The 17,019-nt window shown below is 48.0% G+C and carries 10 protein-coding genes; 1 reads left to right on the top strand and 9 read right to left on the bottom strand.

The window, feature by feature from the left end:
- Nucleotides 1–10 precede the first annotated feature (10 nt).
- Both FJQ58_RS07990 and FJQ58_RS07995 read right to left on the bottom strand, forming a co-directional pair.
- Nucleotides 11–967: an ABC transporter permease gene (locus FJQ58_RS07990; protein WP_139992080.1), complete on the bottom strand. Its 957-nt coding sequence runs from the start codon at nucleotides 965–967 to the stop codon at nucleotides 11–13.
- 180 nt (nucleotides 968–1,147) lie between these two features.
- Nucleotides 1,148–1,927 carry a YheC/YheD family protein gene (locus FJQ58_RS07995; RefSeq protein WP_139992082.1) on the bottom strand — a complete coding sequence of 260 codons (780 nt, stop codon included), beginning with the start codon at nucleotides 1,925–1,927 and terminating at the stop codon, nucleotides 1,148–1,150.
- A 191-nt stretch (nucleotides 1,928–2,118) separates the two neighbouring features.
- On the opposite strand from FJQ58_RS07995, the gene FJQ58_RS08000 reads away from it, so the two are divergent.
- The gene (locus FJQ58_RS08000) at nucleotides 2,119–3,426 is read left to right on the top strand and encodes an ArnT family glycosyltransferase (RefSeq protein ID WP_139992084.1); all 1,308 of its coding nucleotides are present in this window, start codon (nucleotides 2,119–2,121) and stop codon (nucleotides 3,424–3,426) included.
- A 1,329-nt stretch (nucleotides 3,427–4,755) separates the two neighbouring features.
- Here the strand turns inward: FJQ58_RS08000 and FJQ58_RS08005 are convergent.
- The 7 genes from FJQ58_RS08005 to FJQ58_RS08035 form a co-directional block, all read right to left on the bottom strand.
- Nucleotides 4,756–5,634 carry a carbohydrate ABC transporter permease gene (locus FJQ58_RS08005; RefSeq protein WP_139992086.1) on the bottom strand — a complete coding sequence of 293 codons (879 nt, stop codon included), beginning with the start codon at nucleotides 5,632–5,634 and terminating at the stop codon, nucleotides 4,756–4,758.
- Between the two features lie 182 nt (nucleotides 5,635–5,816).
- Nucleotides 5,817–6,677, bottom strand: a complete 861-nt coding sequence (locus tag FJQ58_RS08010) for an ABC transporter permease (RefSeq protein ID WP_139992159.1) — start codon at nucleotides 6,675–6,677, stop codon at nucleotides 5,817–5,819.
- 315 nt (nucleotides 6,678–6,992) lie between these two features.
- Nucleotides 6,993–8,690, bottom strand: a complete 1,698-nt coding sequence (locus FJQ58_RS08015; protein ID WP_202915232.1) for a type 2 periplasmic-binding domain-containing protein — start codon at nucleotides 8,688–8,690, stop codon at nucleotides 6,993–6,995.
- 103 nt (nucleotides 8,691–8,793) lie between these two features.
- Nucleotides 8,794–10,434, bottom strand: coding sequence for a response regulator (locus FJQ58_RS08020; RefSeq protein ID WP_139992088.1), 1,641 nt, complete (start codon nucleotides 10,432–10,434; stop codon nucleotides 8,794–8,796).
- A 19-nt stretch (nucleotides 10,435–10,453) separates the two neighbouring features.
- Nucleotides 10,454–12,178: a sensor histidine kinase gene (locus tag FJQ58_RS08025; RefSeq protein WP_139992090.1), complete on the bottom strand. Its 1,725-nt coding sequence runs from the start codon at nucleotides 12,176–12,178 to the stop codon at nucleotides 10,454–10,456.
- A gap of 227 nt (nucleotides 12,179–12,405) precedes the next feature.
- Nucleotides 12,406–14,721, bottom strand: a complete 2,316-nt coding sequence (locus FJQ58_RS08030) for a beta-galactosidase (RefSeq protein WP_139992092.1) — start codon at nucleotides 14,719–14,721, stop codon at nucleotides 12,406–12,408.
- Nucleotides 14,722–14,938: 217 nt separating this feature from the next.
- A complete protein-coding gene (locus tag FJQ58_RS08035) occupies nucleotides 14,939–16,942 on the bottom strand; it encodes a glycoside hydrolase family 2 protein (RefSeq protein ID WP_139992094.1) in 2,004 nt (667 codons plus the stop codon).
- Nucleotides 16,943–17,019: the final 77 nt, after the last annotated feature.

Raw genomic sequence — 17,019 nt, forward strand, 5'->3', positions numbered from 1 at the left:
ATTCTTTTGTTTACCATAAGCTGCTGCCGGCTCTGCGTGCCAGATAGTTCGCCATCGTCAGTAGTCCAACGCTGATTACCGCTTTGAAGAGGCCAACCGCAGTGGCGTATGAATATCTTGAGCTTTGAATACCGACTCGATAAACATAGGTGTCGATAACATCCGAGACATCCCTCAGTACGGGATTGACGGCCAGCAGGAGAATGTCCTCGAAACCTGCGTTCAATAGATTGCCAATGGCCAAAATCATGAAGATCAGCACAACCGGCATAATCGAAGGTAGGGTAATCAAGAAAATTTGCTTAAACTTGCTCGCGCCATCCATCGATGCCGCTTCGTACATGCTTGGATCAATGCTGGCGATAGCAGCAAGGTATACGATGGAACCAAAGCCGATTTCCTTCCATACGCCCGTCGATACGAGGATCGACCAGAACATTTCCGGAAGCGACAGGAAGTTGATAGGCTCCTCGATAAAATTCATTTTCTCAAGCAAAATATTAACGCTGCCATTATCCGTCGAGAGCATCGACATGATCAAGCCTGCGACGATAACCCAGGACATAAAGTGCGGCAGGTAGCTGACCGTTTGCACGAGTCGCTTGAACATCATGTTTTTCACTTCGTTCAGCATAAGCGCCAGCACGATAGGCGCCGGAAATCCAATGCAAAATTTCAGCAAGCTGATGATCACTGTATTGCGCATGACCTTAAAAAACTCCGGCGAGTTGAAGAACATTTCGAAATGCTTTAACCCGACCCATTCGCTGGCCATAAAACCTTTGAAGATGCTGTAATCTTGAAAAGCCATCAATACACCATACATAGGAATGTAGCTAAACACAATGATAAGCAGCAATGCAGGCAACACCATCATTTGAATGTCCAGCTGTTTCGCAAATCGCACAAACGCATTTTTAGTTTTTGGTTTCCGTATTAGTTCTTCATCAATGGAAAGCTGTGCCACTCTTCAATCCCCCTTGCTCTTGTTGTTCTTCTTGTATTCTATCGTTATACCAATTCGACTAATAGCTAACTGAACAACTAAAAATGATACTTTTCAATCATTGAGGTAAGCGCAATCATTTATATATGCAAAAAAGCAGCAGATCGGGGCTGCTCTCCCTGATCTGCTGCTTTTGGACGGCTATTTGGCGTCCCGCCTGCCGTAGCTGGCTGCGAAACGCTTCATGTTTTGGTAGGCGGTAGGGTCAAGCTTCTTGAGAGGATGGAATTGCGGATGGTTCGAATTTACTTCGAGCACCCACAGCTGTTGTTTTTTATCATAAGCGAAGTCGATGCCCAGCTCATGCATGCCGGAGCGCTTCTTGCTGAGCGTGCGCGAGATTTGCATCGCCACGCGGGTAAGCTGTTTGACCCGGCTGGCTGTCTCCGCTTCGGAAATGCCCTGCTCGCGCCCCAGCTTTTTCATCGAATAGATGTCTCCGCCTTGATGATAATTAGTGACGATTTTATGCCTTGCGCCTACCTTCACCATAAAACCGGTACAAACCCATGAACCGCGAGGCTTTCGCTGAACCATTGCCCGAATGTCATAAGGACAGCCATTCACTTTGTCTAACGAAATGCCCTGCTGGATAATGAGCTTCGATGATTTCATCTTTTTTATTCGGTCGTGGAGCGACGATACGGTTTCATACCTATGTCGGAGCTGCTTCTTCTTAACAATTTCATATAATTCGTAGCCGTCTTCCGTACTTATGATCTTAAAGATCCCCATTCCTAGCGACCCTATGTCAGGCTTGACATAAAGCGTAGCAAAACGGTTAAGCATGCTTTGCAAGTGGTCACGGCTGAAAGAAACAGTATGAGGCACATAAGATTTGAGATTTCTTTGCGCGGCTAAGTATTGGCAAACACGCAGCTTTCCTCTTATATTCCGGCTTTTGTATTTTTTCTTATACACGCTGCACTCACCTCATCTTACTATATGTAAAGAGGCATTCTAGCAATTGTACGGGAGTGTACAGGCGGCTAAAATAATCAAAGCCTTCCAATGGTCATTTGGAACATTTTTGGCAATTTATACGTTATACTTATCCGTAGGGATGAATAGCTCCAATAACAGAGAAATACAATTCGAGAGGTGTGTCTTTTTTGTTTAATCTAAGCCAAGTATCCAAACCTGTTAAAACTGCCCTTTGGGTGATCGTTGCTTTCGTGATAGCCGTCAGCTCGGCATCCGTGCTGATTTATGGGGATCATTTTTTGCTGGGCTCTTATGAGAAGCTAAATAATGATGATGTAAAATACGTGAATAGCGCAAAAATTTTATTGAACCAGCACACGCTTGCTTACAACAGCGGCGAATCGCCGTCCACCTTCATTATGCCCGGCATGCCCTTTGTGCTCGCAGGCTTGATGCTGATATTCGGACAAGGCGAAGCCGCCGTCATTGCGTTCCGCCTTTTACAAGTGCTGCTCCAGGCTTTTTCCGTTTATCTGATTTTTGTGATCGCCAATTACATGTTTAACAGCAGAGCCGCTTTGATCGCGAGTATCGCGACCGCACTTTACCTGCCTAATTATTTCTCTTCCGGCGTTATCTTGTCCGAGACTTTGTTCACGACCATTTTTATCCTTTTGATCTGCTTCAGCCTGATCGCCTTGAAGAGCAATCAAACGAAGCATTACATAATTGTAGCTGTCCTTGTGATCATGGGTTGCTATTTCAAACCGCATACCGGACTTTTTCCCGTCGTGTTATTTATTCTATGGCTATTCAACAAGGTATCCTGGAAAACGATCGTCAAGCATACCGTTGTCATTTCCATTACGATGGTACTGCTGCTCTGTCCTTGGTGGATTCGCAACTACGTTACTTTTGACGAGTTTATCCCGTTCACCAAATCGGCGGGCAACCCCATGCTGCTTGGGGCTCTAATCAACAACGCTGCTCCGGCCCAGCCTTTCTTCGATGCTCATCCGGAATATGCGGGCGACCGTGCCAGCCTGTTCGTCGGATCAGACGATTCCATGGCCGAAACCGCTAAAAAAATTATGCGTTACGGCTTCACCAACCAGCCCATGGATTATTTGAAATGGTATACCGTTGAAAAAGTAAAAGGGCTGTATCTCGGACCTTACTATTGGAGAACGGTGTTTGATATCCAGCTGCCCTTCGTCTATACGATTCACGTCATCGCGATGTTGATCGGCACTTCCGGCTTGCTTTACCTGCTCGTAAAAACGATTCGGAAGCGCAATATTCCATATTTGCTCCTGCTTCTCACGCTGACCTACTTTACAGTGATCTACATACCGTTCGTCGCTTTCTCACGGTATGGCTATCCGAACCTGTTCATTCTCTTCCTAGCCGGAGCCTTCTTCGCCGACCGGATGCTGAATACTTGGGGGGAGATGCGCTTGGCAGCGCGGGCTGAAAAGATGGGGGCACCTTTGTAAAGGTGGAGCCAAACTTCTTGTGGGAACCAAAACCTTCAAAGGCGCTATCTACCAAACCTTCAAAGGCGTTTCGAACCCACCCAAACCCTCCCTTCCAAGGGAGGGCCCCGAGGCGCTGCGCCCTCTGGACTCCTGCACCTGAAGTAACATTAGCTTCACTCTTATGCTCCACCGCTACGTTTGCGGTGGAGCGCTTTTCTTCCCTACGGGACACGCTTTACTTTGGTGAGGAAAAATTGATTGGTTACTTTTAAAAACAACTGGCTTGAATTGATCCATTTCAGCTTGAACTAATAACGTGCTTTCCTGCCACGTTGAGTGATACGAGTAGAAGTCCAAGATTAGTTACTTTTATAGATGTATGTTTGTTTACTTATGAGCTAATTTTGGCTGAAGGAGCTAGTTTTTTTGTTCGGGCTGCCAAGTTAGTTTGGAGCATGTTTTATTAACAGGAATTCCTCCCGTTAATTATTCGAACTTAGCTAGGTTTTCGCTTTTAGCTGGAATTCCTCCCGTTAATTCTGGGCTTTTTCTCCCTTTCCATTATTTTGGGGTCATTTAGCGGGAGGAATTCCCGTTAAGCTTCAGAAGTTTTGTTATTCCATAAATTAGAGGGACAAATTCCGGTTAAATGGGTGAATTGTTGCGGCAGCAAGCCAACAACTTCCAAAATCAGGTTCTGTTTAATTCACTCTGGCACTCAACCGCTACGTTTGCGGGGGAGCGCTTTTCTTCCCTGCGGGACACGCTTTACTTAAGTGGTGGGAAACAATTGATGGGTTACTTTTAAAGATTGACTTGGATTGATCCGTTTCAGCTTGAACTAATAACGTGCTTTCCTGCCACCTTTAGGGATAAGAGTAGAAGTCCAAGATTAGTTACTTTTATAGGTCTATATTAGTTTCCATTTGATCTAGTTTTGGCTGAAGGAGCTAGTTTTTTGTTCGGGCTGCCAAGTTAGTTTGGAGGAAATTCAATTAACAGGATTTCCTCCCGTTAAGTATTCATATTTAGCTAGTTTTTCACTTTTAGCTGGAATTTCTCCCGTTAATTCAGGGCTTTTTCTACCTTTCCATATTTTTGGGGACATTTAGCGGGAGAAATTCCTGTTAAGCTTCAGAAGTTTTGTTATTCCAGAAATTAGAGGGACAAATTCCCATTAATTGGGTGAATTGTTGCGGCAGCGGGCCCGCAAATCTCGAAAATCAGGTTTAGATGCATTGTCCTGTAGTGTCCTGCCTCAGCCACCAGCAACAGTTCAGTTGAATAGCAACACAAAAGGCATCCCTTATAAAGGGATGCCTTTTGTGTTGCCCTAGCCGGACTTCATTACTCCTTAACCGAGCCCATAACCAAGCCTTTGACAAAAAACTTTTGCAGGAACGGATATACGATGAGGATCGGAAGAGCGCCGATGAAGATTTGGGCTGACTTTACTGTTTTTTGGGAGATGAGTGCCAAGTCCGCCGGATTGATGCTCATCGAGCTCATGTCGCGCTGGATAATAACGGTTTGAAGGAAGGTCGCCAGCGGATAACGCTTCGGATCGCCAATGTACAGCAAGCCGTCAAACCATGAGTTCCAGTGAAACACCATGCTGAACAAAGCAAGCGTTGCTATAGCTGGCAGAGACACGGGCAGGTAAATGCTGAACAGCGTACGGAAATGGCCCGCTCCGTCGATTAACGCCGCTTCCTCCAGCTCTTTGGGTACGCCGCGGAAAAAGTTAAGCATCAGAATAGTCAAAAATACGTTAACCGCTCCCGGAAGCACAAGAACCCAGAAGTTGTCCATGAGGCCGATCTTTTGAATGACCATATAGAACGGAACAAGTCCGCCATTGAAAAGCATCGTGAATACGAACAGCCAAGCGTATACATTACGACCGCGGAAAGCCGAGTTTTCCTTGGACAGCGGATATGCAGCCAAGAAGGATAATAGCAGCGTTAGCAGCGTTCCGATGACTGTTCTTTTTACCGCGATCCACATCGAGTTTAGGAAGATCGGATTGCTCGTTGTTTTTTTGTACGCCTCAAGCGTAAAATCAACCGGCCACAGTCCAACGATGTTGGCGTCAGCCGCCGCTTTGGCGCTGAGCGATACCGCGAATACATGCAGCAATGGAATAACGCAAAGCAGCGCCAAACCGATCAATAGGATCGTATTAAAGGTATTAAATATCCGATAGGATGATGATTTATGATACATTCAGCATAACCTCCGTTTTCAAGCGTAAACGGCTATTGCGAGCCTTAGGCTGCTTTAGCTCGTTTCGCGATGAAATATAAGCATCAATATAGCCAAAATCTATACTCTCTTATATTTCAAGCGTAAACGGCTACTCCCAGCCTTAAGCCGTATTAGCTCGTTTCGCGATAAAACATGAACCTCTAAAAAATTCTATAATTCGCTAATTTGTAAGCTAGGCGGTAAGAGATCACGACCAGGATGAAGCTGATCACGGACTTGAACAGTCCGATCGCGGTACCGAAGCCCATTTCGCCGTTGAGTATTGCCGTGCGGTAGACGAAGGTGTCGATGATGTCGCCCTTTGCGTAAACCAATGAATTGTACAGGTTGAAGATTTGGTCGAAACCCGCGTTCAGTACATTGCCTAGCGCAAGCGTACCTACTACAATAGCAATCGGAATCATGGATGGAACCGTAATATGAAGCGTCTGCTTCCAGCGGCTGGCGCCGTCGACCTCGGCGGCTTCGTAAAGCGACGGATTAACGTTGGCGAGAGCAGCTAAGAAAACGACCGTGCCGAAGCCGAACTCCTTCCATACGTCCGAGAGGATAACGGTAAATCGGAACCAGTCTCCATTGCCAAGGAAGAAGATCGGCTGGATGCCGAATACGCCCGTAAGCAGCCGATTTACAAGCCCGCCTTCCGTGGACAGCAGATCCGTAAGGATGCCGCCCAAGATCACCCATGACAAGAAGTGGGGCAAATAGACAAGCGTCTGAACGAAACGTTTTACGAGCTGCTTTCGGATTTCATTCAATAAAATTGCGAATACAAAAGGCGCAAACAAATTCAGCACCATTTTGAAAATAGCTATGATTAATGTGTTCCAAATGACCTGCAAGCTGTCTTCCCTCTCGAACAAATAACGGAACTGATCAAAGCCCACCCACTCGGAGCCTGTCAGGCCGAGCCAAGGCTTATAGTCTTGAAAGGCCATGACGAGCCCGCCCATGGGCAAGTAGGCGAATATGATCAGAAAGACGAGGGATGGAAGCACCATGAGATGAAATGGCCATTGTTTTATGAGGTAATAAAACAGCGGTTTTCCTTTTAATTTGACAACAGTTCCTGAGGTGTCGTCCGGTTGAAGCGTTTGCTGCTGTGGCATGTTTGTTCCTCCCGCTGGATGAAATGTAGAACGCAATCAGCCTCTCTCGAAGCGCGTATGCACGGCGTTCCTTCTATAAAAATTATATCAGCGCGGCAAAAATCGAAGTAGCTAACAAACCCAACATTCATGGCACAAATGCAACCACTTTTTCAAAAAACGCAAAAAAAATACGGCCCCGCAAGGGCCGTATTTCATGCATTCCGCTTATTTCGCTACGTTCGAATACCACTCGTTAACTTCCTTCGTAATATCGTCGCCGCCGGAGGATTTCCAGCTTTTCACGAACTCATCGAACGCTTCCGCAGGCTTCGCGCCATAGATGATTTCATTAAAGGTTTGGGCTTCGATTTTCTTCAAATAGTCCATGCGAGATTTCATGGTTTTGGTGGATGGGCCAACAAACATATCCTTCTTCGAAATGTCCTCTTGCTGCATGACAACCGTTGCGGCAAGCGCCGTTTCCGGACCGTACTGCGCAACAACCTCTTTCTCGCGGTACGTGGTCGCTTCCTTGCCCTCAGCTAGATTAAGCAATGCTTTAAACTGCGCGTCAGGAATACGTGCGCCGTCACGAACGATGAAGTAGCGAAGCGGTGCCGTAATTGCGCCGCCTGGCACATCATCCAAGTACAGCGGGTTGCCGCTTGCATCCAGCGCATAATCATAACCCTCGAATGCGCCTAGCTCAAACGGGCTGCCTTCTTGCGGGTCGGCAAGGTTATCGAACAAGTAGTTCTCGTAAGTAAAGAAAGCTTCCGGATTTTTCATATCTTTGTTAATCAAAATAACGCCATTTACAAAATGAGTGCCATGACGCATCGCCGTGCCGTCTTCGCCAGTCGGAATCGCGTATGGTTTCCATACCGCGCCTTCTACGTTTTTGGCTGTGTCCAGCAAAGGCCAGCCGCTCATCCAGTAGGGTCCAGGAATAATGCCTGCCGTTCCGGCTACAGCCGGCTCCGATGTTTTGTTCTCATCCCAAAGCGCTGCTTCCTGCGGGATATACCCTTTGTCGCGCCATTCTTTCAGCTTGATCAGGCCTTGCTTGATGCCCGCGTTCGTGGAGCCATATTCAAGCGTTCCGTCTGCTGCCAGGTTCCACTGCGATGGCAGTGTGCCGTAAGCGCCAAATACCCAAGAAGGGTCGCCCATCCAAGTGCTCATCGATGTTTTGAAGCCCACGCTTAGCGGCACGACTTTGTCCGGTGCCAAGCCTTGCGGGTTGTTGTTCTTGAACGCTTCCATCACGGCTTCAAGCTCAGCGATCGTTTTCGGAGCTTGAAGATTCAGCTTATCCAGCCAGTCTTGGCGAATCCAAAGCAGGTAATCCGAGTTGTATGCATAATCAAGCAATGGAATACCCATACGTTTGCCGTCATTGACATAAGCGTTCCATACGCCCGGATCAAGGTTCATCGCTTCCTTCCATTTCTCGCCAGCATATTTATCAAATAGCGCTCCAGCATCCTGGAACATGCCCGAATCAATTAAATCCTGCGCAAGCAGCTTGTCGTTGACAACGGCAATGTCCGGCATTTTTTGGCCCGAGGACATCGCCAGGCGCATTTTTGTAGCAAAGGCTCCATTGGTATCCGTTACGGACCATAAGGAATCTACTTTAATGCCAAGCGTATCAAGCGCCCATTTCGTCGCCACGTTATTTTCAATCGTTTCGCCTTCGCGGAACGTAAGCGCCGGATCTACGCCCCAAGCGGTGGAAATCGTTACCGGAGGATCATATTTCTCTTTGTAAGGGTTTTCCTCATTGCTCGCAGCAGCGTTTCCATTCGCCGTATTCGACGGCTCAGCCTTGTTGCCGCTATTGGAACAGCCGACAATGGCTGATACGATAAGAAGCATGCATAGCGTAAACGCGAACCGTTTTTTGGATTTCGTATTCATTGTAATCCCCCTCATGATTATGTTCTACATGTTCAATTATAGGGGGAGCCGCAGCTCCAGCCTATGACACAAAGCGAACATATCAGCACCTTTTGCAACTACTTTACTGCTCGCGGAACTCCTGAGGCGTCATCCCATAATACTTTTTGAACGTTTTGCTAAAATATTGCGGATTCTGGTACCCGAGCTCACTCGTAATCTCATAGATCTTCTTGTTCGTGTTTTTGAGCAAGTAGAGTGCTCGCTCCATTTTCATGCCAATAATCCACTCGCTTAGACTTTCTCCCGTTTCTGCCTTAAATACTTTCGAGAGGTATACCGGATGCAAAAACACGCGGTCCGCGATCGTCTTTACGGTCGTATCCTGGCTTAAATTGTTCGCCACGATTTCCTGCACTTGCTTAACGATGAAGCTCTTGGCGCTCTCCTCATTCACGGACAGCTCCCTCTCGAGCTTACGAAGCACGCCGATCGACCAATCCTCAAGCCGCTCAGGGGACAACACAATCATCTGGTCCAAAATAAAATCGATGCCCAGCTCGTTAATTTGCGATACATATTGCCCCTGCCGGTGCGCAATGTACATAAAGGCATTCGTCAGCGCCAAATAGACCTCATACAGATGCTCCCTGGAATAACGAGTTTGCTTCAAATCGGCAAAAACATCCTTGATTTTCTGCTCAACCGCATCCCAGCGCTTCGACTCCAGCAAAGTAATCAGCGTTGGCGGCTTATATAAGCTCTCCATCGATTTAACAAAGGTCGTATCTTTGCCTGCCCGGTCCTCCAAATAATGAATCGCATGCTGCTCTTCATTGGCAATTTGGAACATAGTGCCTAGACCGGCACGGTACGCCGTCGTAATCGCATCAGGAAACTCAAACCAATCGGTCACGACGATGGATATATCTCCTTTGAGATAACTGCTGACATTCGTACGAAGCTTCTTCGCCGCTTCCGCCAGCTTAGCTTTCCGCGATTGTCTGCTCTCTGAGCTATAATCCATTTTCTCGCCAGGCTCTGATTTGGGCTGGGCCATAATGAGCAAATATTCATGGGGAGCCTTGCAATGCCACACATGGAAATCGTTCGCGAACGACTCCTCCGCAATATTGCCAACCGCAAATTCCATCAGCGAGACAGAGCTGTAATCCAAATGGGAAAACTGCTTGCCCAGCTGTACGAGCATCATTACCGTAGGACGTTCCATAACAAGGGAAATCTCGTATTGCGACAGCTTCTCCTTGATCGTCTTCGGCGATAGCTGCCTGCCGAGTACCAAGTCCACCATAAAGTTCGCGCGCAGCACTTTAAAATCCGATTTACGGTCGTACATCAGCTGCTGATATTTTTCTGCTTGCTCCCATTCATCCTTAAGAGCTTCAATAGCGCCTGACACGGTTTTCACGAATTCGTCGTCGTTTACCGGCTTCAAAATATAATCAAAGGCCTGCAGCTGCACCGCTTTTTTGGCATATTGAAAATCGGAATGTCCCGTTAGCAAAATACATTTAATATGCGGCCACCGCTCGCCAATTTCCTGAATAAGCTCGAGCCCATTCATTTCCGGCATCGCAATATCGGTCACGACAATATCAATCGCATTTTCCTCCAACAGCTCTAAAGCTTCGAAGGCCGAAGCTGCCTGATACACGCTTTTCACGCCAAAAGAGGACCACGGTATCGTTTTCTCCAGGCTCCCTGTCACGTAAGACTCATCGTCGATCAATAGGATTTCGATCATTTGATTTCCCCTTTTCTATCTAAGCTGTTGACCAAGTAATGGTGACTTTGAGCCCGCCGAGCCCAGAGGAAGCGAAGCTCACCCCCGCAGTACCGCGGAAGCGCAAATGCATGCGCTGGTGCACATTCCATAACCCGCAGCCCATTTGCTCATCCATCTGGTTTTGCATTTTCCGCTCCAGAATCATAATATCCTCGGCACTCATCCCTTTGCCGTCGTCTTCAACGATCAGCCTTGCTTCATCCTCTTCCCATTCCCCTGTAATCCGAATTACCGATGCGTCCGACCATGCCTCTATGCCATGAATGACAGCATTTTCGACTAGCGGCTGCAGCATTAGCGGCGGTATATCCAGCTGGCGCATTTCCGAAGGAACGGTAATGGTGTAATTTAATCTCGCCATGCGCATTTTCTGGATTTCCAAGTAACTGCCCACGAAATTGAGTTCCTCGGACAACGAGACCAGCTCACGCTCCTGACGCGTCGTGTACCGATAGTAGTTAGACAGATGATGCGACATCGCAACGACCGCCTCATTTTGCTCCAGCTTGGCCATACTCGAAATAAACGAGAAGCAGTTATAGAAAAAATGTGGATTAATTTGCGATTGCAGCTGCTTTAGCCGGGCTTCGCGCACATGGATCTTCTCCAAGTAAACCGTCTCGAACAGCTCCTGAATTTGCTCCACCATGAGATTGAAGCGCGTATATAAAAATCCGAACTCACTTTTGCCGCGCGGCTTCATGCGGATCGAATAATCGCCGTTTTTCAGCTTTTGAAAACCGATAACGAGCCGTTTAATCGGCACCTGCACCTGGGCGTAAAGCAAGTAAGCGGCCGTGCAGCATAGCAGCAGCAGTCCTGCCATCGATACGTAGAACAGCTGGTTCGTTTTTTGAATCGGACGGATAATTTCGGAAATAGGAATGTAATCGATTAAATACCAGCCGATCGTCTCCGATTTCACGATATTGACCAAATACTTTTCTTCCCCTACCTTCAAATTCCGGCTCTCCATATCCTGCAGCGGCTCGCTGTTCAACAGATCAATGACATGGTTCGTCAGCTCCTTGTCTGCAGAGCGGTTGTAAATGACGCCAACATCCTCCATATAGTAAAAAGGGTCCCTCCGGCCGTCGCTCTTGAATTTGTCCAGCATATCCTTGATGCTCGAGCTGTAGAACTGCACCTCGATAATCAGATTGGAGCCGCTCGGGTCCAAGTAGCTGGAATAAGGCGTTACCGCATAACGAGAGAACACGAATGGCCCTGTCTGGCTGTCTTCCGTCGGCTTCACTTGCCAGCCGGGCTTTAATCTTTGCTTCAGATCCGCATCGTCATAACGGATAACGTCATTATCTGATATGTCCCGGTGCAGCATTGGCGAATAGATATGCAGGCTGCTCCGCCATTTGGATGAGTTTTGCTGGATCGCAAGCTTGGTCTGAATTCGCTTGATCAAGGTTGTCAGATCCAAATTCAGCTCGGTCGTCTCCGCAAATATATCCCGAAGCGAAGCAATATCCGGGTCCTGAATGAGCAAATCCGGCCATAGCGCCATGGAATCAATGCTGGTATCCACCTGGTTTTGAAAAAAAACAAGCTGGTTCGTGTTGGATTTGTTCAGCTCCTCGCCTAATATGTCCGTACTCGTTTTATTCGAGTAAAAGTAAAAGAGCATAATCGGCACGAGCATAATAATAATTAGCGCAACGATTTTTGTAAAAAGATTTATTTTGGGCATAATGGCTTCGCACCTTTGCATGTCAGTCGTTGGGCAGTGGCTCTATTTCTTATCGCCCTCTTCACCATACGTGTACCTATCCTTCAATTCAACCAGCAAAATTGAAATGTTTAAGCTGTTTTTGCAACCAGTTCGCTTGGCCTGCCCTCATTATTGACATCGATAAACCAAAAAAACCGAAATTTCGGCATTTATGCCAAGATTTCGGTTTTCTATAAATTTACGAATTAATGAAACGCTTTGGACAATGCGGAGGTGTAATAAGGAATCGGCTCGATACGATGGAAGATGGCAATCTCCACACCCTCAAACCGCTCCACCAGCGCCTGATTGACGAACGTATGAACCGTTCCTTTGCGAAGCGGCGTAATCGATAGATGAAGCGGCTTGTTCTCCAAATCATCCTTGAACTGCTTCAGTCCGATCGGCCAAGCTTCTCCGTAATGGATGTGATCGGTCAGCAGCTGATTGTCGAGATATGCGCCGGCAACATCACCATCGTATTCAACCTGCAGGAACAAATCCGATACCTGGCTAGGCCAATTCGTGTCCACTTGGACGAGTGCGCTTCGCTCCAGCGGCTTGTTCACGGTAAGTGTCGGCGTATAGGCTGGGACTTCAATATTTACAGTATGGAACAAACCATCCTGCTGACCGGTGGACTTGCCTTGGCTTGCCTGCAAAGCGCCGTCCGGCAATGCTGGGCAGATGGAAACGCTCCAGCTTGCGCTGCCCTCGGAAGTAGATACTATTCGCTCATCCTTGACATAAAGACGGCTGTCGCTGAGCACGAGCCTGTCCTCGCCCCAAATGCGGAACTTATACGTTGAGAGCGCCTCATCACGGGAGAGAACAATTACTTGCACCTGCTCGCCGCTTGTCAGGTTTAACGTAATGGCATGCTGCTTGCCGATTTGCGGAGTAACTACAAAAACACTTTCTTCGAGCTCCACCTTTGCCGATTCGTTGGATATGGCAGCAACGGTGGAACGGCTGAATACCAGCTCTGGAGCAAGGCCTTGCTGTGCATAAAAAACAAAGAGAGGTATTCCCTTCACGTTCAGCTTGGTTAAAGGCTGTACAGTAGCTGCAACGAGCAATGCGCCCGCAAGCTCTAGATTAAACGGCAGCACGGCGCTGACGTCCTGCTTCAGCGTAAGCGTGCCATTATGTGGGAAGGATACCTTGCCCTTCGCAGTATCCAGTTCAATCCGAACGGCTTCCCGATCAGGAAGCTCCAAATGGTCCTGGAAGTTATTCAGGAAGAGGAAGCCCGCTCCGTCCTTCTGCCGCACACACCAGCGCATCGACTCCGTATCCTCAGGATGGATGCTGTCTTGCCCTTCAGGCAATACCGTTCCCATCGGTGCAAGAATGTCTCCGAAGGCATCCATGAATAATGAAAGGGAACGAATCCGGTCATAGGATTTGCCGACGCGTCCAAACTCGCCAAGCGGCGATTGGTAGTCATAGGTGATTTTCGGAAGGCCATATTCATTAAGATAACCATGCTTGCCCCGTGGATTGGAGCCGCCATGATACATGTAATAACCAAGCAAGTTGCTGCCGCTTGCCAGCTTTACGAGCGTCATCGCCTCGACGCTTTCCGGGCTGACGTTCGGACGGGCCGTATAGCTGACCTGCATGCCGCCAGCCATCTCGCAATAGGCAACCGGATAATCCAGCGTATCATAATTGACGCCTTCCGCCGGCTTGACATGAAGATCCCGGTAAATATATTCACCGCTTGGCGGCTGATTCGGAATCCACGGCGTGTAGGCGTAGCCTGCCAGCATCGGAAGCGTATCCGACTCTGGCACGGCTGCTCCACCCCATGCGGTTGCCGTGAAGAACATTGGCGTCATGCCTGCCTCCTCTGCTAGGCGGCGAAGCTCGGCCAAATGCTCGTTGCCGCCTTTACCCGAAGACATAAATACGCCTGCTTTGTAGCCCCAGGAGTCGAGCGGTGCGCCGCAGTGCATATATTCGTTTTCCAGCTGAACTGCAATAACGGGTCCGCCCTCCTCGAACATGGCCCCCTTGACCTGCTTCGCGATTTGGCGATACAGGCGCTTCGCATAAAATAAATACAGCTCGTCATTGGAGCGTATTTCAAGCGGCTTGCCGAACACCCAATCCGGAATGCCTCCGTTTCTGACCTCGCCGTGGCAGAATGGTCCAATACGCAGGACAAGCGGCAGCTCCAGCTTTGCGCACAGATCCACAAAATGCCGCAGATTCCGATTGCCGCTCCAGTCGAAGATTCCTTCTTCTTCCTCATGGTAGTTCCAGAAGATATACGTCGCGATGACGTTGACGCCGCCTGCTTTCATTTTAAGCAGCTCTTCCTCCCAGTGAAGATAGGAGAAACGAGAGAAATGAAATTCACCTACAACAGGAATAATCGGCAGCCCGTTGCGCAGCATATAAAAATTCGTAAATCCGAAGCTCTCCCCTTTCGGGTTCGTGCCTTTGCTGCCTGACAGCTTGCCCGGCTTAATTTCTTTGTTCGGACCATCCAGCTTTAACGAGTACGTGGTCATATGAGAAATGCCTCCTAATGTGATCAATCGTCATTGATTATTGTATTTGCAAACCAGCATCGCAGGCAGCGCATGGCCATCTCCATTCCGAGCGCTGGCTTGCTTCAATCGCTAGCTGCAAGAGAGAGTACCTCCAAATCGCTAATAGTCGTACTCTCTTGCTATCGTATCAAACCCCTAACGCTCCATATAGGGCACATTCACAACATATTGGTTGCTAATCCAACCTTACTTCCCTTTCTAGCTGCTCGCGTACCGAAATCGGCAATAGACCATTCGCAGCGGAAAATCCGGTAGGCCTGTTAATGGAATAAAAACAAGTGTCAAGCAACGATGCCTTGTGGACGGGCAATGACAATTGGCAACTGTCGCCTGGAGCTAGTGGTGGAATATCTAACATCGTTTCCGTCCCCTTTTCCATAGCCAAAACCAATTGATATCCGCTAATCGAATAGCTTGGAATATCATTTCGGTTGCTGAGTACCATTGTTAACGTCAGATCATCTTCCATAAACCATTCTTGCAATGAGAGGGGTGCACCTATTTCTCGAAGCGCTTGATAGGATGGCTTCGGCTTGCCGTATACATCGGTCGTGCCATGCACTCTTTGGCGCAGCCTTCCAGAGCCTTCCTCCCCCATTTGCGTGCGATAGTCATTTAAACTGAAAAATATAAGCGCGGCTATCCCTTTATGCTTCCGGTATTCTTTGGTCTTCTCCTGCAAAATCTTAATGCGTCTCGGGTCCCCTCCTGTGTACGCAGGCTCACACAAGCCATATTCGGCCACGACTAGAGGCTTATCGGGAAAGGCTTCGTCAATGCTATGAATGACCTCCTCCATATCCAATTCCCCATGCCAAGTACCGATGTAATCGTTCCACATCAATAGATCGCCAACGCCAGTCGCATCGCTTTCCGGCTTGAAATGTACCGAGTTGCTCACATAATTGATGAGTCTGTTCCCGTCGAGCGTAAGAACATATTGCTTCAATTGCTCCATATACCTGATCGTTTGGGCATCCTGCCCATTGACTTCATTGCCCATTCCCCATGCATAGATGCAAGGATGATTGTAATGCCTCGTAATCATTTCTTCTGCATGCTGCTTAGCGATGACAAGCAAATGGTCATCGGGCTCGCTAGGCTGCTGCCAATGGGGGATTTCTTCTTGAACTAGCAGCCCGTTGCGGTCGCACCAGTCGAGCAAACGACTGCTTTGCTGCCAGTGGAATCTTGTTATGACACAGTTTGCATGCTTGATTTGCTTCAAAACCTCGATGAGATCTGCTTCCGTCTCCGCCATGCCTTTATCCGGATGCGAACCGGGCATCCATTCTACGCCCATTAAGCGGACAGGTTCACGGTTAAGCAGAAGCTCGTTCCCAACCGTCTTAAGTTCACGAAAGCCCACATCCAAACTAAGCTGATCCGTTGCTAATCCATCCGATAAAAGTATGATTTGGACCGTATACAAATGAGGGTGGTCAAAATGCCATAGCTCTGGCTGCGCAATGATAAGCGGCTTCAATTGAAGCATGCCTTTATCCGCCAATATATCGTACTCGTCACTCGCAATGAGCTTACTCTCGTGCCAAATCAACAATTTCACAGTGATTGGGAGATTGTTTTCGGTCGCTTCCCCCCATAACCTTGCCTCACCTTGAATCGTTCCTGATTTTACAGCCGTACTATGGTCAGCGAAAAAAGGAATGGCATCGATTTTCAAATAATCGATCGCTGTCATTCCCGACACAATTAGCGATACGTCACGGATAATACCGCCGTCATCTGCCCAATCAAAGCTGTTTTGAATCGGCAGCGCCAGTTCGCTATTTTCGTTATTTACGGACACGACCAATCGATTGGCCTGTCCATAGCGCACATAAGGAGTTATATCCAGCACAAAAGCCGTGTAGCCAGAGTGATAATGGGCACCCACCTTTTGTCCGTTCAACCAAACGTCTGCATCACGATAAATAGCATCAAATTGCATACGAAGCAGCTTCCCTTGCCAAGCTTCCGATATTTCAAGTTCATAGGAGTACCATGCCAGGCCTCGATAATCTTCAAAACCTTGATCAACATTCCACGTATGCGGGATTTGCACGCTTCGTGCTTCCGGCAAGCCGGTATTATACCATTGCTGACTTATGCCTCTGCGATCAACATCCGTTTGAAACTGCCAAGCTTCTGTCAATCCAACGATGAGCCTTGTATTCATTCAATCCTTCCTCTCCATATGCCGCCTATCGTCAAAATACCGCATATCGCCAAACAAACATGCGGCGCTCAATTGGC

The organism is Paenibacillus paridis (assembly GCF_006345825.1).
Lineage (GTDB): Bacteria > Bacillota > Bacilli > Paenibacillales > Paenibacillaceae > Pristimantibacillus > Pristimantibacillus paridis.

Excerpts from the sequence above, each read along its gene's own strand:
- FJQ58_RS08005 (WP_139992086.1), bottom strand. The coding sequence starts at position 5,634 with ATGTATCATAAATCATCATCCTATCGGATATTTAATACCTTTAATACG.
- FJQ58_RS08010 (WP_139992159.1), bottom strand. The coding sequence starts at position 6,677 with ATGGTGCTTCCATCCCTCGTCTTTCTGATCATATTCGCCTACTTGCCC.
- FJQ58_RS08015 (WP_202915232.1), bottom strand. The coding sequence starts at position 8,690 with ATGAATACGAAATCCAAAAAACGGTTCGCGTTTACGCTATGCATGCTT.
- FJQ58_RS08020 (WP_139992088.1), bottom strand. The coding sequence starts at position 10,434 with ATGATCGAAATCCTATTGATCGACGATGAGTCTTACGTGACAGGGAGC.
- FJQ58_RS08025 (WP_139992090.1), bottom strand. The coding sequence starts at position 12,178 with ATGCCCAAAATAAATCTTTTTACAAAAATCGTTGCGCTAATTATTATT.
- FJQ58_RS08030 (WP_139992092.1), bottom strand. The coding sequence starts at position 14,721 with ATGACCACGTACTCGTTAAAGCTGGATGGTCCGAACAAAGAAATTAAG.
- FJQ58_RS08035 (WP_139992094.1), bottom strand. The coding sequence starts at position 16,942 with ATGAATACAAGGCTCATCGTTGGATTGACAGAAGCTTGGCAGTTTCAA.